Source organism: Streptomyces sp. 3211.6 (assembly GCF_003634815.1).
In the GTDB taxonomy this organism is placed as follows: domain Bacteria; phylum Actinomycetota; class Actinomycetes; order Streptomycetales; family Streptomycetaceae; genus Streptomyces; species Streptomyces katrae_A.
Map to the genome: position 1 here is coordinate 3,999,244 of NZ_RBXC01000001.1, position 25,351 is coordinate 4,024,594.

Consider the following 25,351-nt stretch of genomic DNA (forward strand, 5'->3'; position numbering starts at 1 on the left):
CGCATTCCAGCCCCGCCGGCGTTTGAGGCGCTGGGGTCTGGGGCGGAGCCCCAGGTTCTTTCCAGCCGCACCGGCGTCTGAGGTGGAAACGGAGAAAGGGCGGGGCGGGGAGAGCACCCATGACCCGCGCATACTCATGGGCATGAGCTACGACGCCATCGTCCTCGCCGGCGGCGCCGCAAGGCGCCTCGGCGGGGCCGACAAGCCGACCCTCCCGGTAGGCGCCCGCACCCTCCTCGACCGCGTCCTGGCGGCCTGCCAGGACGCCGCCGCCACCGTCGTCGTCGGCGGCCGCAGGCCCACCGCCCGCCCCGTCGACTGGACCCTGGAGTCCCCGCCCGGCGGCGGCCCGGTGGCCGCACTGCACGCCGGGCTGCGGCGCACGACCGCCGCCGTGGTCCTCGTGCTCTCCGCCGACCTGCCCTTCCTCGACCGGGACACCGTCCGCGCCCTGCTCACCGCGGCCGCCGCAGGCCCGGGCGACGGGGCCCTGCTGAGGGACCCGGAGGGCCGCGACCAGCCCCTCGTCGCCGCCTACCGCACCGAATCCCTGCGCCGCGAGATCGCCCTGCTCGCGACCGAGCACGGCACCCTCCACGGCCTCCCGCTGAAGGCCCTCACCGCCGAGCTGGACCTGGCCAGGGTCACCACCGCTGCGCCACTCGCCTCCTTCGACTGCGACACCTGGGAGGACCTGGCGACGGCCCGCGCCCGGATCAGGGAGCATGGGAACGTGCTGGATCAATGGATCAACGCCGCCAAGAACGAGCTCGGCATCGACCTCGACGTCGACACCAAGACCCTGCTCGACCTCGCCCGTGACGCCGCCCACGGGGTCGCCCGGCCCGCCGCCCCGCTGACGACCTTCCTCGTCGGCTACGCGGCCGCCCGCGCCGAGGCCGCCGGCGCCGACCCCGCCCAGGCCGTCGCCGAGGCCTCCCGGAAGGCCGCCGACCTGGCACTGCGCTGGGCGGCGGAAACCGAGCCCACCCACCCCGGGCCCACCGACCCCACGCCCACCGACCCCGAGGGGAACGGCTCTCCGTGACCCGTACCGACGCCGACGGCGACCTGGACGAGGCCCTGGCCCTGGTCAGCCGCACCCCCGCCGCCGAGGGCGGCGCCGGCGGCCACCGTGCCACCGCCTGGCAGCGCGCCCGGGAGACCGCCGCCCTGGCCGGCACGACCGTGCGGTCCCGCAGCCACCGGCTGCCCCTCGCGGACGCACTCGGCGAGGTGCTGACCACCTCCCTGGACGCCCTCGGCGACCTGCCCCCCTTCGACACCTCCGCCATGGACGGCTGGGCCGTCGCGGGGCCCGGCCCCTGGGCGATCCGCCCCGGCGAGGGGGTCCTGGCGGGGGGCACCGCCGACGGAGCCCCCGCGCCCCTCGGCGACGGCGAGGCCGTCCGGATCGCGACCGGCGCCCGGGTACCCGCCGACACCACCGCCGTGATCCGCAGCGAGCACGCCCGCGAGTCCGGCAGCCAGCTGTACGCCACCCGCCGCGTCGGCACGGGCCAGGACATCCGCCCGCGCGGCCAGGAGTGCCGCTCCGGCGACCCGCTGCTCCCGGCCGGCTCCCTCGTCACCCCCGCCGTCCTCGGGCTGGCCGCGGCCGCCGGATACGACGAGCTCGTCACCCGGCCCCGGCCCCGCGTGGAGATCCTGGTCCTCGGCGACGAACTGCTCACCGAGGGCCTGCCGCACGACGGGCTGATCCGCGACGCCCTCAGCCCCATGCTGGACCCCTGGATCACCCGCATCGGGGCGGAGGTGGTCTCCACCCGCCGCCTCGGCGACGACCCCGCCGGGGCCGAGGCCCTCTTCCAGGCCGTCACCGGTTCCACCGCGGACCTGGTCGTCACCACCGGCGGCACCGCCTCCGGGCCCGTCGACCACGTCCACCCCGTGCTCCGACGGGCCGGCGCCGAACTCCTCGTGGACGGGGTCGCCGTGCGCCCCGGGCACCCGATGCTGCTGGCCCGTATCGGCGACCGGACGGACGGCCGCCACGTGGTCGGCCTGCCCGGCAACCCCCTGGCCGCCGTCTCCGGCCTGCTGACCCTCGCCGAACCGCTGCTGCGCTCCCTCGCCGGCCGCCGCCAGCGCCCCCGCTACGCCGTCCCGGTTGAGGGGGACGTGCCGGGGCACCCGTACGACACCCGGCTGGTGCCGGTCCTGCTGACCGACGAGCACGCCGTACCGCTGCGCTACAACGGCCCGGCGATGCTGCGCGGGGTGGCCGCCTCCGACGCGCTGGCCGTCGTACCGCCGCACGGTGCGCGGAGCGGGCAGGAGCTGGAAGTCCTCGACCTGCCGTGGGTGGCAGGGGGATGTTTCACGTGAAACTCCACGGCCAGGACGCGATGGCGCGCGGCGCGGACGAGAAGCTCGTCGCACGCCGCGTCAAACTCCCCAAGCGGGTGGTGGAAAGGCCTCTGCGTCAGGTCACGCGACGGCTGCTGATGGCGCTGTTCGTGCTGTGCCTGACCGTCCTGATCGTGTGGCTCGACCGGGAGGGGTACCACGACAACGCCAACGACTCGGTCGACTTCCTCGACTGCGTCTACTACGCGACGGTCACCCTGTCGACGACCGGCTACGGCGACATCGTCCCGTACAGCGACGGCGCCCGGCTGGTCAACGTCCTGCTGATCACCCCGCTGCGCGTGCTGTTCCTGATCATCCTGGTCGGCACCACGCTGGAAGTCCTGACCGAACGCACGAGGGAAGAGTGGCGGTTGAACCGCTGGAGGAAGAACTTGCGCGAGCACACGGTCGTCGTCGGCTTCGGCACCAAGGGCCGCTCGGCGCTCCAGACCCTGCTGGCGACGGGCCTCCCGAAGGAACAGGTCGTCATCGTCGACCCCAGTGCCAAGGTCATCGACATGGCCAACTCCGAGGGGTTCACCGGGGTCGTCGGCGACGCCACCCGCTCGGAGGTACTGCTGCGCGCCGAACTCCAGAAGGCCCGTCAGATCATCATCGCCACCCAGCGGGACGACACGGCGGTCCTCGTGACGCTGACGGCCCGGCAGCTCAACCGGGGCGCGAAGATCGTGACGGCGGTCCGCGAGGAGGAGAACGGGCCGCTGCTGAAGCAGTCCGGTGCGGACGCCGTCATCACGAGCGCGAGCGCGGCCGGCCGCCTGCTGGGCCTGTCGGTGCTCAGCCCGCGGGCGGGCGCGGTGATGGAGGACCTGATCCAGCAGGGCAGCGGCCTGGACCTGATCGAGCGTCCGGTGAACCGGGCGGAGGTGGGCCGGGGCGTCCGGGAGACCGAGGACCTGGTGGTCAGCGTGGTGCGCGGGCACCGGCTCCTGCCGTACGACGACCCGCACGCGAGCCCCCTCCAGCTGACGGACCGCCTGATCACCATCGTCCGGGCGACTCCCCCGACGACCCCTCAGGTCACCCTGGGCCCGGCCGAGTAGCGGGCGCGGTAGATTCCGGGCCATGCATGCGATCACCATCGAGCAGCCGGGCGGCCCCGAGGCCCTCGTCTGGGCCGACGTACCCGATCCGGTGGCGGGCGAGGGCGAGGTGCTCGTCGAGGTCGCGGCGAGCGCCGTGAACCGCGCCGACGTCCTGCAGCGGCAGGGCTTCTACGATCCGCCGCCGGGAGCTTCGCCCTATCCCGGCCTGGAGTGTTCCGGACGCATCGCCGCGCTGGGGCCCGGGGTGTCCGGCTGGGCGGTGGGCGACGAGGTGTGCGCGCTGCTGTCCGGCGGCGGGTACGCGCAGCAGGTCGCCGTCCCGGCCGGCCAGCTCCTGCCGGTCCCGCAGGGCGTGGACCTGGTGTCGGCCGCCGCGCTGCCGGAGGTCGTCGCGACGGTGTGGTCCAACGTGTTCATGGTCGCCGGACTCCGCCCGGGCGAGACCCTGCTGGTGCACGGCGGCTCCAGCGGCATCGGCACCATGGCGGTCCAGCTGGGCAAGGCCGTGGGCGCGCGGGTGGCGGTGACGGCGGGCGGCAAGGAGAAGCTGGAGCGCTGCGCGGAGCTGGGCGCGGACATCCTGATCGACTACCGCGAGCAGGACTTCGTGGAGGAGCTCAAGGCCGCGACCGACGGGGCCGGAGCCGACGTGATCCTGGACATCATGGGCGCGAAGTACCTGGGCCGGAACCTGGAGGCGCTGGCGATGAACGGCCGGCTGGCGGTGATCGGCTTCCAGGGCGGGGTGAAGGCCGAACTGGACCTGCGGATGCTGCTGGCCAAGCGCGGCGCCATCACGGCGACCTCGCTGCGCGCCCGTCCGCTGGAGGAGAAGGCGGCCATCATCGCGGCGGTCCGCGAGCACGTCTGGCCCCTGATCGGCTCGGGCCGGGTCCGCCCGGTGGTCCACGCGACGTACCCCGTGGAGCAGGCGGCCGAGGCCCACCGCGTCCTGGAGTCGAGCACCCACGTGGGCAAGCTCATCCTGACGTTCTGACGGCGCTCAGCGCAGGGCGGCGGCGACCAGCCCCTCCAGGGCCTCCCGGGGGATTTCGGCCACCCCGGCCGGCAGGTGCTCCAGCACCAGGCCGTCGACGCAGGCCAGGAGGCTGAGGGTGCGCCCCTCCGGGTCGGGGACGCCGTGCGCGGCCAGGAAGGCGCGTACGACGTCCCGCCCGGCGTTCTCGCGCGGGACGAGGATCTCGCGCAGCTCAGGGTCGCGGACGCTCTCCAGTACGCAGGCGTAGCGGGCGAGGGAGCGCCTGCGCCCCTCGCCCGTGAGGCGGGCCGTCGTGAGCGCGGCGAGGCCGTCGGTGAGCTCGGCGGGGGTGCGCGGCAGCGGGGTCCGCTCACCGGCGGCCTGGAGTTCGGCCTGGTCCCGGTCCACGAGGCGGCGTACCAGTGCCGTCAGCAGGGCGGCGCGGGTGCGCAGGTAGGCGGAGGTGCTGCCCGGGGGAAGCCCGGCGGTCCGGTCCACCGCGCGGTGGGTCAGCCCGCGCATGCCGAGTTCGGCCAGCACCTCGATGGCGGCATCGGCCAGCAGGACCCGTCGCTCTTCACTCACCCCCTCTTTCTACACCTGTAGAAGCACGGGGTACCCTCCACCCCAGGCCTTCTACAGGTGTAGAAACGGGAGGGGCGGCATCATGACGACGGCTCGTCGGGCTCTGGTCATCGGCGGCGGCATCGGCGGACTGGCGGCGGCCATCGGGCTGCACCGCACCGGATGGGACGTGCAGGTCCTGGAACGCGCCCCGGTACTGGAGGACGCGGGCGCGGGGATCTCCCTCGCCGCCAACGGGATGCGCGCACTGGACGCGCTGGGCGTGGGCGCGGCGGTCCGTGCGGCCGCCCACCCCCAGTACACGGGCGGAACGCGCACCCCCGGGGGGCGTCCGCTGTCCCGCATGGACGGCAGGGCCCTCGAACGGGCCCTGGGCATCCCGGTGTCCGGCATCCCCCGCGCGGCCCTCCACCGCCTGCTGCGGGACGCCCTCCCGGCGGACTGCCTGCGGGCGGAATCCGGCACCCTCGCCACCGACCCCGGCGCCGACCTGGTCGTGGCGGCCGACGGGCTGCGCAGCGGAATCCGTTCACAGCTCTTCCCGGACCACCCCGGGCCGGTCTACAGCGGCTCGACGGTGCTGCGCGCCATCACCGCCGAACCGATCCGCACGGACGAGGACTTCGCGCTGACCTGGGGGCCGGGGGCGGAGTTCGGGCACATCGGCTTCGCGGACGGCCGCGCCGAATGGCACGCCGTGCTGAAGGCCCCGGCGGGGATCCGGCACGCGGACCCGCTGCGGTTCCTGGGGCGCCGCTTCGCGAACTGGCACCCGCAGGTGGGGCGGCTGCTGGCGGCGACCCGGCCGGAGGACGTCCTGCACCACGACGTCCACGAGCTGGTGACTCCGCTGCCGGCGTACGCCGTCGGGCGGGTCGCCCTGCTGGGGGACGCGGCACACGCCATGACCCCGAACCTGGGGCAGGGGGCCTGCCAGGCCCTGGAGGACGCGGTGGTCCTCGCGGCGGAACTGGCGGCCGGCGGGCCGGTTGCCGCCGGCCTGGCCCGCTACGACGCGGTGCGGCGGCCCCGTACCCAGGCGGTGGCCCGGGCCGCGCGCCGGGCGGGGCGCATGGGCCACGCCCTCACCCACCCCGTCGCCGTCGCGACCCGCAACACGGCCCTCCGCCTGGCCCCTTCCGGCGCAACCGTCCGGGCCCTCCTCCGCCCGGCGACCTGGACCCCGCCCACGTTGCCGCCCGCCTGACGCCGGGGCTTCGCTCGGCGGCGCCCGCCGTTCCCCTACAGGCTCCTCAGCAGCACCGCCGGGTTCTCCACGCAGTCCGCGACGTACCGGAGGAACCCCCCTGCGGTGCCCCCGTCGCACACCCGGTGGTCGAACGTCAGCGAAAGCTGCACGACCTGACGGACGGCCAGCTCACCCTGGTACACCCACGGCTTCGGGATGATCCGCCCCACCCCCAGCATGGCCGCCTCCGGGTGGTTGATGATCGGCGTGGAGCCGTCCACCCCGAACACCCCGTAGTTGTTCAGCGTGAACGTGCCCCCGGTGAGGTCCGACGGGGCCAGCTTCCCGGCCCGCGCCAGCTCCGTCAGCCGGGCGAACTCCGCCGACAGGGACTCCGGGCTGCGCGTCTGGGCGTCGCGGACGACCGGGACCATCAGCCCGCGCTCGGTCTGCGCGGCAAAGCCCAGGTGCACGGCCGGGAGCCGGACGATCTCGTTCGCCGCGAGGTCCACCGTGGAGTTGAGCTCCGGGTATCGCGCCAGCGCGGCCGTGCAGATCCGGGCCAGCAGGGCCAGTACCGAGATCTTCGGGCCGTCCACCGCGTTCATCGCGGCCCGCGCCGCCATCAGCTCGGTGGCGTCCGCGTCGACCCAGCAGGTGGCCTCGGGGATCTCGCGCCGGCTGCGCGACAGCTTCTCCGCCACGGCGCCGCGCAGCCCCTTGAGGGGGATCCGCTCGGCCTGCGGGGCGGAGACGGAGGCGGCAGCGGCGGCGGCGGGCGCGGCCACCGGTTCCGCGACCGGACGCATGGCGGCCTCCACGTCCGCGCGCAGGATCAGCCCCTCGGGGCCCGAACCGCGCAGCGACCGCAGATCGACCCCGTTGTCCCGGGCCAGCTTGCGCACCAGCGGCGAGATGACGGGCACCGGCCCGGCCTGAGCCGCCGGAGCCGCCGGGACGGCCACAGCGGGAGCCGCGGCCACCGGCGGCGCCGACACCGCGGCGGCAACGGGTCGCACCCGCCGCCGACGCGCCGGGCGCGCGTGGTCCGAGCCGTAACCGATCAGCGGCCGGGGCGCAGCGGCAGGGCCTTCGGCATCAGCCGCCGCGGCCTGCGCCGCCCCGGCGGTATCCGACTGCGCACCCACCACCACGGTGATCAGCGGGGCGCCGACCGGAAGCTCCTCGCCCTCCTCGCCGAACCGGGCGGTGACCACACCGCCGTACGGGCAGGGCACCTCCACCATCGCCTTGGCCGTCTCGACCTCGACGACCGGCTGGTCGACGGCCACGACGTCGCCCACCGCCACCAGCCACCGCACGATCTCGGCCTCGGTCAGCCCCTCACCGAGGTCGGGCAGCTTGAACTCCATCACCTGCGGCATCAGTTCTCCCACTGGAGGCGGGCCACGGCGTCCAGGATCCGCTCCACACCGGGCAGGTGGTACTTCTCCAGCATCGGCGGCGGGTACGGGATGTCGAAGCCCGTCACCCGCAGCACCGGCGCCTCCAGGTGGTGGAAGCAGCGCTCCGTCACCCGGGCGGCGATCTCCGCGCCCGGCCCGCCGAAGCCGCCGGCCTCGTGGACCACCACCGCGCGCCCGGTACGGCGTACGGAGGCGACGACCGTCTCCTCGTCGAAGGGGACGAGCGAGCGCAGGTCGACGACCTCAAGGTCCCAGCCCTCCTCGCGCGCCGCCTCGGCCGCCTCCAGGCAGACCGGCAGCGAGGGCCCGTACGTGATCAGGGTGGCGCTGGTGCCCGTCCGCCGGACCAGCGCCTCGCCGATCCCGGGGACCGCCACCGGCGCGTCCGGCGACCACTGCGCCTTCGACCAGTAGAGCCGCTTCGGCTCCAGGAAGACCACCGGGTCGTCGCTGGCGATCGACGCGCGCAGCAGCCCGTACGCGTCCTCCACGGTCGCCGGGGTCACCACCGTCAGGCCGGGGGTGGCCGTGTAGTACGCCTCGGAAGAGTCGCAGTGGTGCTCGACGCCGCCGATGCCGCCGCCGTACGGCACGCGGATGGTGATCGGCAGCGGCATCGCGCCCCGGGTGCGGTTGCGCATCTTCGCCACGTGCGAGATGAGCTGCTCGAACGCCGGGTAGGCGAACGCGTCGAACTGCATCTCCACGACGGGCCGCAGCCCGTACATGGCCATGCCGACCGCCGTGCCGAGGATCCCCGCCTCGGCCAGCGGGGTGTCCGTGACCCGGTCCTCGCCGAACTCCTTCGCGAGTCCGTCGGTGATCCGGAAGACCCCGCCGAGCGTGCCGACGTCCTCGCCCATCACGTGGACGGTGGGGTCCTCGGCCATCGCGTCGCGCATGGCCCGGGTCAGTGCCTGCGCCATCGTCGCGGGCTTGACCGCCTGCTGAGCCACCGTGGTCATGCGTCGTCCTCAGCTTCCAGTTCCGCGCGCAGCATGGCCGCCTGCTCGCGCAGCCGGCCGGTCTGCTCGGCGTAGACGTGCGCGAAGAGGTCCATCGGGTTCAGTACGGGCTCGGCGTTCATCCGCTCGCGCAGGTCCGCGGCCATCGCCTCGGCCGCGTCGCGCGCCTCCCGGACCGCCGTCTCGTCCAGCCAGCCGCGTCCGGTCAGCTCGCGCTCCAGCAGCTCGACCGGGTCGTGCGCCTTCCAGGCCTCGACCTCGGAGTCGGTCCGGTAGCGGGTCGCGTCGTCGGCGTTCGTGTGGGCCTCCATCCGGTAGGTGACGGCCTCGATCAGGGTCGGGCCGCCGCCCGCGCGCGCCCGCTGCACGGCCTCGGTCAGCACCTCGTGCAGCGCGGCGACGTCGTTGCCGTCGACCAGCCGGCCCGGCATGCCGTAGCCCACGGCCTTGTGGGCCAGGGTCGGGGCGGCCGTCTGCTTGGCCAGGGGGACGGAGATGGCGAAGCCGTTGTTCTGGACCAGGAAGACCACCGGGGCCTGCCAGACGGCCGCGAAGTTCAACGCCTCGTGGAAGTCGCCCTCGCTGGTGCCGCCGTCGCCGACCATGGCGAGCGCGACCACCTCGTCCCCGCGCAGCCGCGCGGCGTGCGCCACGCCCACCGCGTGCGGGAGCTGGGTGGCGAGGGGGGTGCAGAGGGGGGCTATCCGGTGCTCGCGCGGGTCGTAGCCGGTGTGCCAGTCGCCGCGCAGCAGGGTGAGCGCCTGCACGGGGTCCAGTCCGCGCGCCACGGCCGCGAGGGTGTCGCGGTAGCTGGGGAAGAGCCAGTCCTGCTCCTCCAGGACCAGGGCGGCCGCGATCTCGGCGGCCTCCTGGCCGACGGTGGAGGGGTACACGGCGAGACGGCCCTGCCGGGTCAGCGCGGTGGCCTGCGCGTTGTAGCGGCGGCCCCGCACCAGCTCGGCGTAGTAGCGGCGCATCAGCGCGGGGTCGAGGTGCTCGGCGGCCGCGGTGCCCAGGACCCGGTAGGGCTCCGGGTCCGGAAGCAGCGGAGCGGCCTCCGTACGGGGCCTCCAGGCGGGCGGCGGGGTGACACGGTGGGACGCACCGGCACCGGGCAGCTCTTGGACCGTCATGGCGGCGTACACCTCCTCGTGGGAAGCGGGCGGAAGGACTCCCCGGTTGTGGGGTGCCTCACCTACCGATTGTTCGGTCGTCGGCGCAATTTGGCTACAGGCGGCGTCAGGCTGTGGACAAACTGGCGACGGGGCCCTGGGATGGGTGCAGGACGTCCAGGAGAGGAAGGCAGTGGGCAATGCCGGATGAACAAATGGCCGGAGCGGGCTCCGTACCGGCTTCACCGGGGGGTGCCCCGGCCGCCCCACCTGCACCGCCGGCCGCGCCGGTCCCCACCCCGCCCGTGCCGCCGCCGGCCGCCGCGCCCCGTCCCCTCGACCCGATCGACCGGTCGATCATGCGGCTGCTCCAGGCGGACGGCCGCGCCTCGATACGGTCGGTGGCCGAGCAGGTGCACGTCTCGCGCGCGAACGCGTACGCCCGGATCAACCGGCTGATCGACGACGGGGTGATTCGCGGGTTCACCGCCCGGGTGAACCACGAACGCGCAGGTCAGGGCGCATCCGCCTATATCACCCTGAAGATCGTCCAGAATTCCTGGCGGACCGTGCGGGAGAAGCTGCGCGAGCTGCCGGGGGCCGCCCACATCGCGCTCGTCAGCGGGGACTTCGACGTCCTGCTGCTGGTCCACACGGCTGACAACCGGACCCTGCGGGAGCTGGTGCTGACCCGCCTGCAGTCCATCCCGGAGGTGCTCTCCACCCGGACGCTGCTGGTGTTCGAGGAAACGGACCTGCTGGATCCGGGCCCGGGCGGCGGCCCGGCGCTCGCGGAGGACTGAGAGACGGCAGGGGGGCGGGACCCGCCCCCTGCCCCCGTACCGCGCGCCCGTACCGCCCGCGTCCCGCCCCGCCAGGCCTGCCCGCTAGGCCTTCGTGCGCAGGCCGTCCAGGGCCATGCTGACCACCGCGTCCGCGAGCTGGTCGGGAGTGGTGCCCGGGTGCGGGCGGTACCACTCGACCAGCGAGTTGACCATGCCGAAGAGCAGCCGGGTGGCCAGCCGGATGTCCACGTCCGCCCGCAGGTCCCCGTCCGCCGCGGCGGCCTTGAGCAGCTCCGCCACCTGGTGGTCGAACTCGCGGCGGCGCTCCAGCGCCCAGCGCTCGGTGCGGGTGTTGCCGCGCACCCGCAGCAGCAGGGTGACGTAGGGGAGTTCCGCGACCAGGACCTCGACCGTGCGGCGGGTGACGTACTCGACGCGCGCGACCGCCCGGCCGCGCAGGGCGCCGGGCTCCTCCAGCACCGCGAAGAGCTCGTCCAGCGCCCGGCTGACGGCACGGTGCAGCAGCTCCTCCTTGCCCGCCACGTGGTGGTAGATCGAGGACTTGGAGATGCCGGCGGCCTTGGAGAGGTGCTCCATCGACGTGCCGTCGTAGCCGCGCTCGTTGAAGACGCGCACCGCCACCGACAGGAGCGTCTCGGGGGTGTAGGTGTCCCGCCTGGCCGTGGTCATCCGGTGCCCTCCTCCGCCGCGTCGCCCTCGTAGTCCCCGTCGTCCCCTTCGTCCCCGTCCGTCCCGCCGTCGTCGGCGTAGCCCAGTTTGAAGAGGGCCAGGGAGGGCGCGTAGCGGCCGCCGGGACAGCGCTCGTCCAGGTGGTGCAGGAGGTCGTAGGCCCAGTCCCGGCCGAGCCGCGCGTGCCATTCGGAGGGGCCCAGCGGGTAGTTGACGCCGAGCCGCATCGCGGTGTCGATGTCCTCGGCGGAGGCCACCCCGCGCGCCACGGCGTCGGCGGTGAGGTCGATCAGCATGGCCACGGTGCGGGCGACGATCATGCCGGGGACGTCGCCGATGACGGAGACCTCCTTGCCGAGCCTCTGGAAGAGGCCGACGGCCTCGGCGAGGGTGCGCTCGCTGGTGTCCTCGCTGACCGAGAGGGCGATCCGGGTGGCCTCGCGGTAGTCCAGCGCGAGGTCGAAGTAGACGACGTCGGTGAACTCGACGGCCGTCTTGCCGTCGGCGAGCACCAGCTGGCCCTCGCCGGGCAGCTGGATGTACGGGCCTCCGTGCGCGGTGGAGGTCACCGCGATCCCGGCCTCCTCGATCAGCTCCGCCAGCGCGGCGGCCGGGCCGAGGTCACCGACGACGGTCACCTTCTCCGGCGCCTCCTGCGGCCCGGCGGTGCTGGGGGCGGGCGGCTGCGCGCCCTCGCCGTACGGGTACCAGCCGTGCCCGGACTTGCGGCCGAGGCGGCCCGACTGGACGAGCCGGCGCTGGGCGAGCGAGGGGGTGAACTTGGGGCTGCGGAAGAAGGACTCCCAGACCGAGCGGGTGACGGCCTCGTTGACGTCCTGGCCGATCAGGTCGGTCAGCGCGAACGGGCCCATCCTGAATCCGCCGCTCTCGCGCAGGACGGCGTCGATGGTCGCGGGGTCGGCGCCCTGCTCCTCGTACACGGCGAAGGCCTCGGCGTAGAAGGGCCGGGCGATCCGGTTGACGATGAAGCCGGGGGTGTCGGCGCAGCGGACCGGGGTCTTCCCCCAGCCCAGCACGGTGCGGTACGCGCGCTCGGCGGCCGCCGGGTCGGTGGCGGAGCCGCTCACCACCTCCACGAGGGGGAGGAGCGGGGCCGGGTTGAAGAAGTGCAGGCCGAGGAAGCGGCCGGGGTGCGCGAGGCCGGCGGCGAGCTCGGTGACGGAGAGGGAAGAGGTGTTGGTGGCCAGCAGGGCGTCCGGCGAAACCACCTCTTCGAGGGCCGCGAAGAGGGCCCGCTTGACGGTGACGTCCTCGACGACGGCTTCGATGACGAGGGCGGCGTCGGCGAGACCGGCCAGGCCGTCGGCAGCCCGGATCCGGCCCGCGGCGTCCTCGGCCTCGGCCCGGTCGAGGCGGCCCTTGGCGGCCATCCGCTCGACCCGGTCGCGGACGAGGGAGGCGCCGGTGGCGGCGAGGGCGCCGTCGATGTCGTGGATCAGCACGTGGTGACCCGCGAGGAGGGCCACCTGGGCGATGCCCTGGCCCATGGTGCCGGCGCCGACGACCGCCACAGTGCGGGACCGCTCGATTGCTGTCATGTCCTGATCCTCCCGCACCGGGTTGTCCACAGGTCCTGCCGGGCCCTCTTGTCCCGACCGATCGTTCGGTTACTCTAACTCCAGTCTGCTCTTCTTCACCCGCCCCTGCCTGATCTCACGCTGAGAACCAGCCTGATCCTGCCCGGCTCAACGAGGAGTTGGTCCCTGATGGCCGCCGAGCTCACCCTCTCCCAGCTCACCGAGAAGCACCGGCCCACCCTGGACCAGGCGCTGGCTGCCATCCGCAGCCGCGCCTACTGGTCCCCGCACCCCGAGCACCCCAAGGCCTACGGGGAGACCGCCCCGGCCGACGGGCTCGCCGCCTTCGAGGCCGTCCGCGGCACCCGCTTCGACCTCGGCCAGCCCGGCACCGACGGCTGGACCGGCGGCGAGGTCTCCCCGTACGGCCCGGAGCTCGGCGTGGAATACCCGCACGCCGACGTGGACGTGCTGCTGCCCGCGATGAGGGCCGGCATCCCCGCCTGGCGGGACGCCGGCCCCGAGACCCGCGCCCTGGTCTCCATCGAGATCCTGGCCCGCATCTCGGCCCGCACCCACGAGTTCGCGCACGCGGTGATGCACACCAGCGGCCAGGCCTTCATGATGGCCTTCCAGGCGGGCGGCCCCCACGCGCAGGACCGCGGCCTGGAGGCCGTCGCCTACGCGTACGAGGAGCAGACCCGGGTCCCCGGCCAGGCGGACTGGTCCAAGCCGCAGGGCAAGCGGGACCCGCTGGAGCTCGGCAAGACCTTCACGGCGGTGCCCCGCGGCATCGCCCTGGTGATCGGCTGCAACACCTTCCCTACCTGGAACGGCTACCCCGGCCTGTTCGCCTCCCTCGCCACGGGCAACGCCGTCCTGGTCAAGCCGCACCCGCGCGCCGTCCTCCCGCTGGCCCTGACCGTCAAGGTGGCCCGCGAGGTGCTGGCCGAGGCCGGCTTCGACCCGAACCTGGTGGCGCTGGCCGTCGAGCGGCCGGGCGAGGGCATCGCCAAGACCCTCGCGGTCCGGCCCGAGATCAAGCTGATCGACTACACCGGCTCGACGGAGTTCGGCGACTGGCTGGAGGCCAACGCCCGCCAGGCGCAGGTCTACACGGAGAAGGCGGGCGTCAACACGGTCGTGGTCGACTCGACCTCCGACTACAAGGGCATGCTGTCCAACCTGGCCTTCTCGCTCTCCCTCTACAGCGGCCAGATGTGCACCACCCCGCAGAACCTGCTGATCCCCCGCGAGGGCATCGAGACGGACGCCGGCCACAAGTCGTACGACGAGGTCGTCGCCGACCTCGCCGCCTCGGTCGGCGGCCTGCTGGGCGACGACGCCCGGGCGAACGCGCTGCTGGGCGCCCTGGTCAACCCGGACGTCAAGGCCCGCCTGGAGGCGGCGGCCGGTCTGGGCGAGGTCGCGCTGGCCTCCCGCGAGGTGGCCAACCCCGAGTTCCCGGACGCGGTCGTGCGCACCCCGGTGATCGTGAAGCTGGACGCCGGCAAGCCGGACCCGGAGGCGGCGTACCTGTCGGAGTGCTTCGGCCCGGTCTCCTTCGCGGTCGCCGTGGACTCCACGGCCGACGCCCTCGAGCTGCTGCGCCGCACGGTGCGGGAGAAGGGCGCGATGACGGTGGGCGCGTACACCACCTCCGCGGACACCGAGCGGGCGATCGAGGAGGTCTGCCTGGAGGAGTCGGCGCAGCTGTCGCTGAACCTGACCGGCGGGGTCTACGTCAACCAGACCGCGGCCTTCTCCGACTTCCACGGCTCGGGCGGCAACCCGGCGGCGAACGCCGCGCTGTGCGACGGGGCGTTCGTCTCGAACCGCTTCCGCGTGGTGGAGGTCCGCCGCCAGGCCTGATCCGCGCAGCCCCGGGCGCCCCGGCCCGGGTGGACGTCCTCCTACTCGCCCCTGAAGGTGCGGGAGGAGCGGTCCACCTGGGCCGCTCTGGGCGCCCTGCTGTCACTGCGCCCGGGGCCCGCCCCAGTGGAAGAGGGTCATGGCGACGCTGGTGGCGAGGTTGTAGCTGGAGACCTGGGGCCGCATCGGCAGTGAGACCAGGTGGTCGGCGCGGGCCCGCAGCTCGGGGGAGATCCCGTGCCGCTCGGAGCCGAAGGCCAGCAGGGCGTCGTCGGGCAGGACCAGGCCGCGGATGTCCTTCCCCTCCGGGTCGAGCGCGTACACGGGCCCGGGCGGGAGCTCTTCCAGCTCCAGCCGGTCCACGGTGGTCGCGTAGTGCAGCCCGGCCCCGGCGCGGACCACGTTGGGGTGCCAGGGGTCGAGGTCGCCGCGGGTCACCACGCCGGTGGCCCCGAAGCCGGCGGCGAGGCGGACGACGGCGCCCACGTTGCCGAGGTTGCGGGGGTTGTCGAGCAGCACGACGGGCGAGGGGCGGGGCGTCCGCGCGAGGGCGGCCCGCCCGGCCTGCCGGTCGGGCCGTACGGCGAGGGCCGCGACCCCGGTGGGGTGCACGCGGGGCAGCAGCCCCTTGAGCGCCCCCTGCCGCACGAGCCGTGCCACCGCGTCCTCCACGTCGGGCGCGAGCTCGGCGGCCAGGGCCCGCACCTCCTCGGGCTCCTCGGCCACGACGGCCACCACCTCGGCCCCGAACCGCAGCGCGTGCTTGAGGGCATGGAACCCGTCCAGCAACACGACGTCGTCCCGCCCGGCGTTCTCGGCCCACTCCCGCACCACACTCATGCCCCCGACCCTAAGGCCGGCCGCTACCCAGCCCCCCCGGCCCTACCCAGCCTCGCCGGCGTTTGAGGCGCTGGGGGCACCCCCAGCGGTAGCTGGGGGAGGGTCTGGGGGCGGAGCCCCCAGGAGGGGGGTCCGGGGCTCAGCCGCGGGAAACGGAGAAAGGGCGGGGCGGGGAGAGGCTCCGCGCAGCGGCAGCGCCACCCGCAGCGCAGCCACCCGCGCCCCCACCCACACCAGCAACCCGGTCGGCAGGAACACCGCGTCGGCGGCGATCATCGCCAGCGAGAAGAACGGCAGCCCCAGCAGTACCGCGATCCCGGCGTGCTCCAGCATCATCCCCGCCAGCAGCACGTTCTTGACCCGCCGGTTGAACAGCGTGAACGGAAACGCGACCTGCACCGCCACCGTCCCGTAGGTCAGCAGCATCACCACGACCCCGCTCCCCGCCAGCACCCCCGACAGCCCCGGCCAGGGGCTGAAGTAGTCCAGCCGCAACGGGTAGTACAGCGCGGTCCCGTCCTGCCACCGCGAGCCCTGGATCTTGTACCAGCCCGCCGTCGCGTAGATCAGGCACACCTCCGCCATGATCACCAGCATCCCGGCGTTGTGCAGCAGGTTCGCGAGCACGTCCAGCGCGGCCCGCCGCTCCCCCTCCGGCTCGTACCGCTCGACCAGCCACCACAGCGCCGACCCCACCCACAGCGCAGCGAACACGGCCGTCCACCCGCCGCTCAGCCGCCCGCTCACCGCCCCGTAGGCCAGGACCGCGCCCAGCACCCCCCAGAGCACCGGCCCGGCCGCCCCCGCCGCGGCGCTGCCCCGCAGCCGGGCCCGCCGCGCGTCCAGCGACCAGACCCGCGCGCAGCGGGTCAGCACCAGGTACACCGCCATCAGGTGGACGACGTTGTCCCCGCCGTCTCCCATGAACACGCTGCGGTTCTGCAGCGACAGCACCCCGACCATGAACAGCACCGACATGGCCCGCGTCCGCCAGCCCAGCGCCAGCAGCGCGCTCGCGGCCACGGCGAGGCCGTAGACGAGCTCGAACCACCACCCCGACGCCGACCACAGCAGCACCGTGAAGGCGTGGTTCCCGGCGACCAGCCGCTCCGCCAGCTGCCAGCTCCACGGCCCGTCGGGCCCGTACAGCTCGTGCCGGTGCGGGAACTCCCGCAGCAGGAAGAACAGCCAGGTCCCGGCGAAGCCGATCCGCACGACGGCGCTCTGGTGCGGACCGAGCGCCTTCCCGCTGACCTTCGCGACCGCCTCCGCGACCGGCTTCGCGACCGGCTTCGCGACTGCCCGCCTCAGACGGTCCACCACGGCAGCTCCCGGTAGTACGTCTGGGTGTCGGTCTTCTCCGCGCTCCAGGCCGGCGCCGCCACGGCCCGCGTCGCCGAGCGCAGCTGGACCCGTACGAGCCGCTCGCCGTCGGCCAGCCCGGCCCCCAGCCGGGCGCCGGCGATGCGCTTCAGGTACGCCTCGGACAGCTCGCCGCGCTCGGCGTCGGTCGCCTTGTTCTCGTCGTCGTGGGAGCCGGTGAAGAAGTCCCAGGCCCGGCGGAGCTCGTTCTGCCGGGTGTGGCTCGGCAGCGGGCTGTGCCGGATCGCGGCCGTGTCCTCGGCGGACAGGTCGCGCCAGCCGGTGGTGACCAGGGCGCCGTTCCCGTCGCGGAGCTGCGCGCGGGCCTCCACGGCGATGTTCTGCTGGAGGGGGTTGGGGGCGAACAGCTTCCAGTTCTGTTCGAACTCCGGGTACACCCAGCCGTCGACCAGGCCGGCGTGCCGTTTGGTGAGCGTGTTGGACGGTGCGACGTGCAGGAACACCAGTCCCAGGTGCAGGCAGGCGGCGACGGCCAGGGCCGCCAGGACCAGCGCGGCGAGGATCCGGTACGGGAGGGACAGGCCGGCGATCCCGGGCGCCCGGGGAGGCGGGGAACCGGGCTCGTCCTCGCGCTCGCGCTCGTTCGCGTCCATCCCGCCCCGATCATCCGGCGTCCACAGGGTTTGCCCACAGAGGTTGACACCCTACGGGCCGCCGTCTCACCATTGAAGAGGATGAACCGAACGATCGGTCGGTCGGGCGGACGGACGGACTCGGACGCAGATTCGGACAGGGAGCCGTGATGGTCGCAGTGACTCCGGAGACGGGGACGTCGGGCGGGGTGGACGGAGGGTCCGCCGGCCTGGGCGCGCAGCTGAGGGCGGACTTCGACGCCGCCGTCGCGGCGGAGGAGCGCGTGGAGCCGCGCGACTGGATGCCCGAGGAGTACCGCGCCTCCCTGGTCCGCCAGATGGCGCAGCACGCCCACTCCGAGATCATCGGCATGCAGCCCGAGGCCAACTGGATCACGCGCGCGCCCTCCCTGCGCCGCAAGGCGATCCTGATGGCCAAGGTGCAGGACGAGGCGGGGCACGGGCTGTACCTCTACAGCGCCGCCGAAACCCTCGGCACCAGCCGCGACGAGCTGCTCGACAAGCTCCACTCCGGCAAGCAGAAGTACTCCTCGATCTTCAACTACCCGACCCTGACCTGGGCGGACGTCGGCGCCATCGGCTGGCTCGTGGACGGTGCGGCGATCACCAACCAGGTGCCGATCTGCCGCTGCTCCTACGGCCCCTACGCCCGCGCGATGGTCCGGATCTGCAAGGAGGAGTCCTTCCACCAGCGCCAGGGGTACGAGCTGCTCCTCGCCCTCTCCCGGGGCACCGAGGCCCAGCACGCCATGGCCCAGGACGCGGTGAACCGCTGGTGGTGGCCCTCCCTGATGATGTTCGGCCCGCCGGACGACGAGTCGGTCCACAGCGCGCAGGCGATGGCCTGGCGCATCAAGCGGCACTCCAACGACGAGCTGCGCCAGCGCTTCGTCGACATCGCCGTCCCGCAGGCCGAGTCCCTGGGCCTGACCCTGCCCGACCCGGACATCAAGTGGAACGAGGAGCGCGGGCACTACGACTTCGGCGCCATCGACTGGGCGGAGTTCTGGGACGTGCTCAAGGGCAACGGCCCCTGCAACGAACAGCGCATCAGCCAGCGCCGCAGGGCCCACGAAGAAGGCGCCTGGGTCCGCGAAGCGGCCACGGCGTACGCGCAGAAGCACAACGGCACCGGACGAGAGGTACAGGCATGACGCAGAACTGGCCCCTGTGGGAGGTGTTCGTGCGCTCGCGCCGCGGCCTCTCGCACACGCACGCGGGCAGCCTGCACGCCCCCGACGCGGAAATGGCCCTGCGCAACGCACGCGACCTCTACACGCGGCGGAACGAGGGCGTCTCCATCTGGGTCGTCCCCTCGGCGCAGATCACGGCCTCCTCGCCGGACGAGCGGGACCCGTTCTTCGCCCCGTCCGCCGACAAGCCCTACCGGCACCCCACCTTCTACGAGATCCCCGAGGGGGTGCGCCACCTGTGAGCGCCGACACCGCCGTCCCGCCCGCGGCCACGGCCGCCGTCCTCGCCCTCGCGGACGACGCGCTGATCCTCTCCCACCGCCTCGGCGAATGGGCGGGCCACGCCCCGGTCCTGGAGGAGGAGGTCGCCCTCGCGAACATCGCGCTCGACCTGCTCGGCCAGGCCCGTGTCCTGCTGTCCATGGCGGGCGACGAGGACGAGCTGGCCTTCCTGCGCGAGGAGCGCGCCTTCCGCAACGTCCAGCTGGTCGAGCAGCCCAACGGGGACTTCGCCCACACCATCGCCCGCCAGCTGTACTTCTCCCTCTACCAGCACGAGCTGTACGCGGAACTGGCCGCCGGCGACGGCCCGTTCGCCCCGCTGGCCGCCAAGGCGGTCAAGGAGACGGCCTACCACCGCGACCACGCCGAGCAGTGGACGCTGCGGCTCGGTGACGGCACCGAGGAGAGCCGCCGGCGGATGCGCGCGGCTCTGGACGGGCTGTGGAAGTACACCGGGGAGATGTTCCGGCCGGTTGACGGCCTGGACGTGGACGCGGCCGCCCTGGAGGCCCGCTGGCTGGCCGCGCTGGGCGGCGTACTGGAGCAGGCCGGCCTGGACCTGCCCGAGGGCCCGCGGACGGGCGCCTGGGCCGCCGGAGCCGGCCGCGAGGGCCTGCACACCGAGCCGTTCGGGCGGCTCCTGGCGGAGATGCAGCACCTGCACCGCAGCCACCCCGGGGCGTCGTGGTGACCGCCGCGGCCGGGACCACCCGTCTGGAGGCGGAGCTGGCCGAGCTGGCCGGCACCGTCCCCGACCCGGAGCTGCCCGTGCTGACCCTCGCCGAGCTGGGCGTCCTGCGCGGCGTGCGGATGCATGACGACGGACACGCCGAGGTGCTCCTGACCCCCACGTACACGGGCTGTCCCGCCATCGAGGCCATGTCCGCCGACATCGAGCGGCTCCTGACCGGCCACGGCATACCCGACGTGCGGGTCACCACGGTGCTGTCCCCCGCCTGGTCCACCGACGACATCAGCGCCGAAGGCCGCCGCAAGCTCGCCGAGTTCGGCATCGCCCCGCCCCGCCCGCACGCCGCGGGCGGACCGGTCCCGCTCACCCTGTCGGTGCGCTGCCCGAACTGCGGCTCGACCGACACCGAGCTGCTCAGCCGTTTCTCCTCCACCGCCTGCAAGGCGCTGCGCCGGTGCGTCGCCTGCCGCGAACCGTTCGACCACTTCAAGGAGCTGTAGATGGCCGCACCCCGCCACGGCGCGTTCCACCCCCTGACGGTGGCGGCGGTCGACCGGCTCACCGACGACTCGGTGGCGCTGACCCTGTCGGTGCCCGAAGCGCTGCGCGCCGAGTACCGGCACGCCCCCGGCCAGCACCTCACGCTCCGCCGCAGGCCCGCCGAGGGCGCGGAGGTCCGCCGGACCTACTCCATCTGCTCCCCCGCCCCGGCCGCCGACGGCCCGGGCCCGGCCGAGCTCCGGGTCGGGGTGCGGCTGGTGGAGGGCGGCGAGTTCTCCACCTTCGCCCACAAGGAGATCGCCGCCGGGGACGTGCTGGACGTGATGGTCCCGGCCGGCCGGTTCGTGCTGGACCCCGCGGCGGCCCCGGCGTCGCCGCACTACGCGGCGATCGTCGGCGGCAGCGGCATCACCCCGGTGCTGTCGATCGCGGCCACGCTGCTGGCGGCCCGCCCCGACGCCCGGTTCTGCCTGGTGCGCAGCGACCGTACGGCGGCCTCCACGATGTTCCTGGAGGAGGTCGCCGACCTCAAGGACCGTCATCCCGACCGTTTCCAGCTGGTGACCGTCCTCTCCCGCGAGGAGCAGGAGGCCGGCCTGCCGTCCGGGCGGCTCGACGAGGCCCGTCTGACGGCCCTGCTGCCCGCACTGCTGCCGGTCGGGGAGGTCACGGGCTGGTTCCTGTGCGGCCCGTACGGGCTGGTGACCGGTGCGGAGCGGGCCCTGGCCGCCCTCGGCGTCGCCCACACCCGGGTGCACGAGGAGATCTTCCACGTCGAGGACACCGCCCCGCAGGACCCCGTGCGGTCCTCGGCTCCGGTCGCGGCCCACGGCCGGGTCACGGCCCGCCTCGACGGCCGCTCGGGCACCTGGGCCGTGCAGGACGGGGAGTCCCTGCTGGACGCCGTGCTGCGGGGCCGCGCGGACGCCCCGTACGCCTGCAAGGGCGGGGTCTGCGGCACCTGCCGGGCGTTCGTGGTCTCGGGCGAGGTGCGGATGGACCGCAACTTCGCGCTGGAGGAGGAGGAGACGGAGGCCGGATTCGTGCTGGCCTGCCAGTCCCACCCCGTGACGGAGGAAGTGGAGATCGACTTCGACCGCTGAGCCCCGCCGGGAGTCCCCCGCGGGCTGGGTTTTTCCCGCCGCCTGCTCTATCTTGACGGCCCGTCAGATCCAGCAGCTGGATCGGAGCCGGTGCACGCGGGAGGACAGGCAGTGGACTTCACCTTCACCGAGGAACAGCAGGCGGCCGTCGAGGCGGCGAAGGCCGTGTTCGCCGACGTCGCCCCCGACGGCGTGCCCAGCCCCGCGCTCACGCCGGGAGCCGTCGCGGAGGAGTTCGACCGGCCCCTGTGGGCCACCCTCGCCGGCTCCGACCTGCTGAGCCTCGTCCTCGCCGAGGAGCACGGCGGGGCCGGCCTCGACACCATCGCGCTGTGCCTGGTGCTGCGCGAGGCGGCCCGGGTACTGGCCCGGGTCCCGCTGCTGGAGCACTGCGCCACCGCCATGGCCGTCCAGGCCCACGGAAGCCCCGAGCTGACCGCCGCCGTGCTGCCCGGCGCCGGGCGCGGCACGCTCGTCCTCACCGTGGCCGCACAGGGCCGCACCGGCCACGACCCCGCCGAACTCGCCGTCGCCGCGCACCGCGAGGGCACGGCCTGGACCCTGGACGGGGTACAGACGGCCGTCCCCTGGGCGCACAGCAGCGACTGGATCGCCGTACCCGCGCACGCCGGCGACGGCGAGGCCGTCCTCGCGCTGCTCCCGCGCACCGCCGGAGGACTCACCCTCGCCGACCAGTACTCCACCAGCGGGGAGAAGTTCGCCGAACTCACCCTGGACCGGGTCCGGGTGCCCGCCACCCACGTGATCGACGCCCCCGGCGCCTGGGAGCGGCTGCGCCAGGTCCTGGCCACCGGCACCTGCGCCCTCGCGCTCGGCCTCGGCGAGGCCGTCCTGGCCATGACCAGCGGCTACACCAGCAAGCGGGAGCAGTTCGGCTTCCCCGTGGCCACCTTCCAGGCCGTCGCGGTCCAGGCCGCCGACCGCTACATCGACCTGCGCGCCATGGAGGTCACCCTCTGGCAGGCGGCCTGGCGCCTCGACGCCGCGACCGGCACGGCGGGCGGCCCGCTGCCCGCCTCCGGGGACGTGGCCGTCGCCAAGATCTGGGCCTCCGAGGGCGTGCGCCGGGTCGTGCAGACCGCCCAGCACCTGCACGGCGGCTTCGGCGCCGACACGGACTACCCGCTGCACCGCTACCACGCCTGGGCCAAGCAGCTGGAACTCCAGCTCGGCCCGGCCGCCGCCCACGAGGAGGCCCTGGGCGACCTGCTGGCCGCCCACCCCCTCGGCTGAGACCGGCCGGGACCGCCGGCCGGGACCGCCGGCCGGGACCACCGGCCGGGACCGCTAGAGGACGAAGGCCGGGTTCCCGTTGTCCGTCACCATCGGGCGCCCGGCGCCCTCCCAGGCCTGCATCCCGCCGGTCACGTTGACGGCGTCGATGCCCTGGCCCACCAGGTACTGGGTGACCTGGGCGCTGCGCCCGCCCACCCGGCACATCACGTACGCGGTGCGGCCGTCCGCGACCGCCTCCGTCACCTCACCGAAGCGCGCGACGAAGTCGCTCATCGGGACGTGCAGTGCGCCCTCGACATGACCGGCCGCCCATTCGTCGCTCTCGCGGACGTCCAGAACGAGGCCTTCGGCGGGTACCGCCGCGGCCTCCACCGAGGGGAGCGGTCCGAAGTTCATGACAGTCGCCTTCTCTCTTCGCGGGTCTGGCCTGCCAACCTATCCGACCCGGGCACCCCGGCTCACGGGGTCGCCAGAGCCGCCAGTTCGGCCTCGCGCTCGGAGACCTCGGCCAGCAGCTGCTCGGCGATCTCCTCCAGCAGCCGGTCCGGGTCGTCGGGTGCCATCCGCAGCATCGCGCCGATCGCGCTGTCCTCCAGCTCCTTGGCCACCATCGACAGCAGCTCCTTGCGCTGCGACAGCCACTCCAGCCGGGCGTAGAGCTCCTCGCTCTCGCTCGGCGCCGCGGCCTGCGGCACCGGACCGGCGTCCCACTCCTCGGCCAGCTCGCGCAGCAGCTGCTCCTCACCGCGCCCGTAGGCGGCGTTGACCCGCGCGATGAACGCGTCGCGCCGCGTCCGCTCGGCCTCGTCCTGGGCGAGGTCCGGGTGGGCCCGGCGGACCAGCTCCCGGTAGAGCCGGCGAACCTCCTCCGAGGGCCGCACCCGCTCCGGCGGGCGCACCGGCCGCTCGGTGAGCATGGCGGCCGCATCGTCGGAGATCCCCTCCGAGCCCAGCCAGTCGTGGAACAGCTCGTCCACCCCGGGCATCGGCATGACCAGCGAACGGGCCTCCCGGGCCCGGCGCAGGTCCTCGGCATCACCGCTGCGGGCGGCCTTCGCCTCCGCGATCAGCGCGTCCAGCTCGTCGAGCCGCGCGTACATCGGTCCGAGCTTCTGGTGGTGCAGCCGGGAGAAGTTCTCGACCTCCACCCGGAAGGTCTCCACCGCGATCTCGAACTCGATCAGTGCCTGCTCGGCGGCCCGCACGGCACGCTCCAGGCGCGCCTCGGGCCGCTCGGCGCCAACGACGCCGGGCTCTTCGGGGGCGGTCTGTCCGCTCTGCTCGCTCACCCGGCCAGCCTACGGCCCGGCCGGGGACGGTCCCACGTGGATGTTTCACGTGAAACCGTCCCGTGCCCGGCGGGACCCTCCCCCGCGGGCCCCTCAGACCCCGAACTCGGCCGCGATCCGGCCCGAGCGCACCGCCGCCACCAGGTCCGCGTGATCGGCCTCGCTGCGGTCGGCGTAGGCCACGGCGAAGGCCGCCACCGCCTCGTCCAGCTCCTCGTTCTTGCCGCAGTAGCCGGCCAGCAGCCGCGGATCGGCGCTGTGGGCGTGCGCCCGGGCCAGCAGGGCGCCGGTCATCCGGCCGTAGTCGTCGATCTGCTCGGGGGTCAGCGCCGCCGGGTCCACGCTGCCCTTGCGGTTGCGGAACTGGCGGACCTGGTACGGGCGCCCCTCGACGGTGGTCCAGCCCAGCAGGATGTCGGAGACCACCTGCATCCGCTTCTGCCCGGCCACCACCCGGCGGCCCTCGTGCTCCTCCGCCGGGGAGTGGAAGCCCAGCGCGGGCAGGTGCGGCAGCAGCACGGAGGGGCGGGCCTCCTTGACCTGGAGCACCAGCGGCTCGCCCCGGTGGTCCAGCAGCAGCACCACGTACGAGCGGGTGCCCACGCTGCCGGTGCCGACGACGCGGAAGGCCACGTCGTGGATCGAGTAGCGGGCCAGGAGCGGCAGCCGGTCCCCCGAGAGGGTGGTCAGGTACGGGCCCAGTGAGGCGGCCACGGCGGCGGCCTCCGAGTCGCCGACCCGGCGCAGCACGGGCAGCGCGTCCACGAAACGGCGGCCGCCGTCCTCACCGGCCTCGGTGGACTTGGCGGCGAACCGGGCCGAGGTGTTGTTGCGGGCCTTCTGCGAGACCCGCTCCAGGGTGCCCAGCAGGTCGCGGGCGTCGGTGTGGGAGACGAGCTCCTCGTCGGCGATGGCGTTCCACGCGTCGAGCGCGGGCAGCTTGGCCAGCAGCCGCAGGGTGCGCCGGTAGGCGCCCACGGCGTCCTGCGCCGCCGCCCGGCAGGTGTCCTCGTCGGCTCCCGCCACGCGCCCGGCCAGCACCAGCGAGGTCGCGAGGCGCTTCACGTCCCACTCCCACGGGCCGAAGACGGTCTCGTCGAAGTCGTTCAGGTCGATCACGAGCCGGCCGCGCGCGTCCCCGTAGAGGCCGAAGTTGGCCGCGTGCGCGTCGCCGCAGATCTGCGCGCCCACCCCGGTCACCGGACCGCCGGACAGGTCGTGCGCCATCAGCCCGGCGGATCCGCGCAGGAAGGCGAAGGGATTGGCGGCCATCCGGCCGACGCGTATCGGGGTCAGCTCGGCGACCCGGCCGACGTTGGACTCCTCCACGGCGCGCACGGCGTCCGGGCGGTCGGCGGGCATGTCGAAGGAGGCGTGGGCGGCGCGCGGTACGCGCAGCCGCAGCGCCCTGCCGGCCTCCTTGGGGGAGCCCGTCACGGCCCTCGGCGCGAAGCCCGGGACGCGCGGGATCCGCCCGCCGGCCCGTGCCGCGCCGGCGGCCGCCGCCGCGTCCACCGCGTACTGTCCCGATGCCGTCACCATCTGCGCAGCCCCCGCACCTCGTCGCGCCCACCGGCGGCTTCTCCGCCGGTCAGATCGGGCCGACCGTACCCCAAGTCCCGTGCACGGCACCGCCA

25 protein-coding genes are annotated in these 25,351 nt (G+C 74.2%); 13 read left to right on the forward strand and 12 right to left on the reverse strand.

The window, feature by feature from the left end; translation table 11 throughout:
• The first annotated feature begins 142 nt into the window (after positions 1–142).
• Genes BX286_RS18415 through BX286_RS18430 form a run of 4 tightly spaced genes read left to right on the forward strand, consistent with a single transcriptional unit; the run spans position 143 to position 4,437 of the window.
• Entirely contained in the window at positions 143–1,048 is a 906-nt protein-coding gene (locus BX286_RS18415) for an NTP transferase domain-containing protein (RefSeq protein WP_079431826.1), read from the forward strand.
• Positions 1,045–2,349, forward strand: a complete 1,305-nt coding sequence (locus BX286_RS18420; protein WP_398898659.1) for a molybdopterin molybdotransferase MoeA — start codon at positions 1,045–1,047, stop codon at positions 2,347–2,349. The genes BX286_RS18415 and BX286_RS18420 overlap by 4 nt, the downstream gene beginning before the upstream one ends.
• On the forward strand, positions 2,337–3,437 hold the full coding sequence (locus BX286_RS18425) for a TrkA family potassium uptake protein (RefSeq protein ID WP_100863339.1): 1,101 nt from the start codon (positions 2,337–2,339) through the stop codon (positions 3,435–3,437). Before BX286_RS18420 ends, BX286_RS18425 begins: the two co-directional genes overlap by 13 nt.
• Before the next feature lie 22 nt (positions 3,438–3,459).
• Positions 3,460–4,437 (forward strand): NAD(P)H-quinone oxidoreductase, encoded by a 978-nt coding sequence (locus BX286_RS18430; protein ID WP_079428521.1) that lies wholly within the window; start codon positions 3,460–3,462, stop codon positions 4,435–4,437.
• A 6-nt stretch (positions 4,438–4,443) separates the two neighbouring features.
• On the opposite strand, the gene BX286_RS18435 is transcribed toward BX286_RS18430, so the two are convergent.
• A complete protein-coding gene (locus tag BX286_RS18435; RefSeq protein ID WP_079428523.1) occupies positions 4,444–5,004 on the reverse strand; it encodes a TetR/AcrR family transcriptional regulator in 561 nt (186 codons plus the stop codon).
• Positions 5,005–5,086: 82 nt separating this feature from the next.
• On the opposite strand from BX286_RS18435, the gene BX286_RS18440 reads away from it, so the two are divergent.
• Positions 5,087–6,211, forward strand: coding sequence for an FAD-dependent monooxygenase (locus tag BX286_RS18440; RefSeq protein WP_079428525.1), 1,125 nt, complete (start codon positions 5,087–5,089; stop codon positions 6,209–6,211).
• 35 nt (positions 6,212–6,246) lie between these two features.
• Here the strand turns inward: BX286_RS18440 and BX286_RS18445 are convergent, their stop codons facing one another.
• Genes BX286_RS18445 through pdhA form a run of 3 tightly spaced genes read right to left on the reverse strand, consistent with a single transcriptional unit; the run spans position 6,247 to position 9,718 of the window.
• Positions 6,247–7,578, reverse strand: a complete 1,332-nt coding sequence (locus BX286_RS18445) for a dihydrolipoamide acetyltransferase family protein (protein ID WP_079428527.1) — start codon at positions 7,576–7,578, stop codon at positions 6,247–6,249.
• On the reverse strand, positions 7,578–8,585 hold the full coding sequence (locus tag BX286_RS18450; protein ID WP_079428529.1) for an alpha-ketoacid dehydrogenase subunit beta: 1,008 nt from the start codon (positions 8,583–8,585) through the stop codon (positions 7,578–7,580). The genes BX286_RS18445 and BX286_RS18450 overlap by 1 nt, the downstream gene beginning before the upstream one ends.
• Positions 8,582–9,718: a pyruvate dehydrogenase (acetyl-transferring) E1 component subunit alpha gene (gene pdhA / locus BX286_RS18455; RefSeq protein WP_079431827.1), complete on the reverse strand. Its 1,137-nt coding sequence runs from the start codon at positions 9,716–9,718 to the stop codon at positions 8,582–8,584. The genes BX286_RS18450 and pdhA overlap by 4 nt, the downstream gene beginning before the upstream one ends.
• A 179-nt stretch (positions 9,719–9,897) precedes the next feature.
• Between pdhA and BX286_RS18460 the strand changes: the two genes are divergently transcribed.
• The gene (locus BX286_RS18460; protein WP_121015549.1) at positions 9,898–10,500 is read left to right on the forward strand and encodes an Lrp/AsnC family transcriptional regulator; all 603 of its coding nucleotides are present in this window, start codon (positions 9,898–9,900) and stop codon (positions 10,498–10,500) included.
• 84 nt (positions 10,501–10,584) lie between these two features.
• Here the strand turns inward: BX286_RS18460 and BX286_RS18465 are convergent, their stop codons facing one another.
• Positions 10,585–11,172 carry a TetR/AcrR family transcriptional regulator gene (locus BX286_RS18465; RefSeq protein WP_079428533.1) on the reverse strand — a complete coding sequence of 196 codons (588 nt, stop codon included), beginning with the start codon at positions 11,170–11,172 and terminating at the stop codon, positions 10,585–10,587.
• On the reverse strand, positions 11,169–12,731 hold the full coding sequence (locus BX286_RS18470; protein WP_079431828.1) for a 3-hydroxyacyl-CoA dehydrogenase: 1,563 nt from the start codon (positions 12,729–12,731) through the stop codon (positions 11,169–11,171). Before BX286_RS18470 ends, BX286_RS18465 begins: the two co-directional genes overlap by 4 nt.
• Positions 12,732–12,899: 168 nt before the next feature.
• Here BX286_RS18470 and paaN point away from each other — a divergent pair, with 168 nt between their 5' ends.
• Complete coding sequence (gene paaN, locus BX286_RS18475; protein ID WP_121015550.1) at positions 12,900–14,582, forward strand: phenylacetic acid degradation protein PaaN; 1,683 nt, start codon at positions 12,900–12,902, stop codon at positions 14,580–14,582.
• Between the two features lie 102 nt (positions 14,583–14,684).
• Here the strand turns inward: paaN and BX286_RS18480 are convergent, their stop codons facing one another.
• The 3 genes from BX286_RS18480 to BX286_RS18490 are packed head-to-tail and all read right to left on the reverse strand — an operon-like array spanning position 14,685 to position 17,398.
• Positions 14,685–15,422, reverse strand: a complete 738-nt coding sequence (locus tag BX286_RS18480) for an RNA methyltransferase (RefSeq protein WP_079428537.1) — start codon at positions 15,420–15,422, stop codon at positions 14,685–14,687.
• A 42-nt stretch (positions 15,423–15,464) separates the two neighbouring features.
• Entirely contained in the window at positions 15,465–16,742 is a 1,278-nt protein-coding gene (locus tag BX286_RS18485; RefSeq protein ID WP_398898664.1) for an HTTM domain-containing protein, read from the reverse strand.
• A complete protein-coding gene (locus BX286_RS18490; RefSeq protein ID WP_222842057.1) occupies positions 16,730–17,398 on the reverse strand; it encodes a DUF5819 family protein in 669 nt (222 codons plus the stop codon). Before BX286_RS18490 ends, BX286_RS18485 begins: the two co-directional genes overlap by 13 nt.
• A 149-nt stretch (positions 17,399–17,547) precedes the next feature.
• Between BX286_RS18490 and paaA the strand changes: the two genes are divergently transcribed.
• From paaA to BX286_RS18520, 6 genes are all read left to right on the forward strand, one after another.
• Positions 17,548–18,552 carry a 1,2-phenylacetyl-CoA epoxidase subunit PaaA gene (gene paaA, locus BX286_RS18495; protein ID WP_079428541.1) on the forward strand — a complete coding sequence of 335 codons (1,005 nt, stop codon included), beginning with the start codon at positions 17,548–17,550 and terminating at the stop codon, positions 18,550–18,552.
• Positions 18,549–18,833: a 1,2-phenylacetyl-CoA epoxidase subunit PaaB gene (paaB, locus tag BX286_RS18500; protein ID WP_079428543.1), complete on the forward strand. Its 285-nt coding sequence runs from the start codon at positions 18,549–18,551 to the stop codon at positions 18,831–18,833. Before paaA ends, paaB begins: the two co-directional genes overlap by 4 nt.
• Positions 18,830–19,564 (forward strand): 1,2-phenylacetyl-CoA epoxidase subunit PaaC, encoded by a 735-nt coding sequence (paaC, locus tag BX286_RS18505; RefSeq protein WP_100863334.1) that lies wholly within the window; start codon positions 18,830–18,832, stop codon positions 19,562–19,564. The genes paaB and paaC overlap by 4 nt, the downstream gene beginning before the upstream one ends.
• Complete coding sequence (paaD, locus tag BX286_RS18510; RefSeq protein ID WP_079428548.1) at positions 19,558–20,064, forward strand: 1,2-phenylacetyl-CoA epoxidase subunit PaaD; 507 nt, start codon at positions 19,558–19,560, stop codon at positions 20,062–20,064. Before paaC ends, paaD begins: the two co-directional genes overlap by 7 nt.
• The gene (locus BX286_RS18515) at positions 20,065–21,168 is read left to right on the forward strand and encodes a 2Fe-2S iron-sulfur cluster-binding protein (RefSeq protein WP_079428550.1); all 1,104 of its coding nucleotides are present in this window, start codon (positions 20,065–20,067) and stop codon (positions 21,166–21,168) included.
• A 111-nt stretch (positions 21,169–21,279) separates the two neighbouring features.
• On the forward strand, positions 21,280–22,422 hold the full coding sequence (locus BX286_RS18520; RefSeq protein ID WP_079428552.1) for an acyl-CoA dehydrogenase family protein: 1,143 nt from the start codon (positions 21,280–21,282) through the stop codon (positions 22,420–22,422).
• A 54-nt stretch (positions 22,423–22,476) separates the two neighbouring features.
• Here the strand turns inward: BX286_RS18520 and BX286_RS18525 are convergent, their stop codons facing one another.
• The 3 genes from BX286_RS18525 to BX286_RS18535 all read right to left on the reverse strand — a co-directional run bounded on the left by BX286_RS18525 (position 22,477) and on the right by BX286_RS18535 (position 25,256).
• Positions 22,477–22,821, reverse strand: a complete 345-nt coding sequence (locus BX286_RS18525; RefSeq protein WP_079428554.1) for a rhodanese-like domain-containing protein — start codon at positions 22,819–22,821, stop codon at positions 22,477–22,479.
• 62 nt (positions 22,822–22,883) lie between these two features.
• Positions 22,884–23,714 carry a J domain-containing protein gene (locus BX286_RS18530; RefSeq protein WP_079428556.1) on the reverse strand — a complete coding sequence of 277 codons (831 nt, stop codon included), beginning with the start codon at positions 23,712–23,714 and terminating at the stop codon, positions 22,884–22,886.
• 93 nt (positions 23,715–23,807) lie between these two features.
• Positions 23,808–25,256: a DUF2252 domain-containing protein gene (locus BX286_RS18535; RefSeq protein WP_121015553.1), complete on the reverse strand. Its 1,449-nt coding sequence runs from the start codon at positions 25,254–25,256 to the stop codon at positions 23,808–23,810.
• Positions 25,257–25,351: the final 95 nt, after the last annotated feature.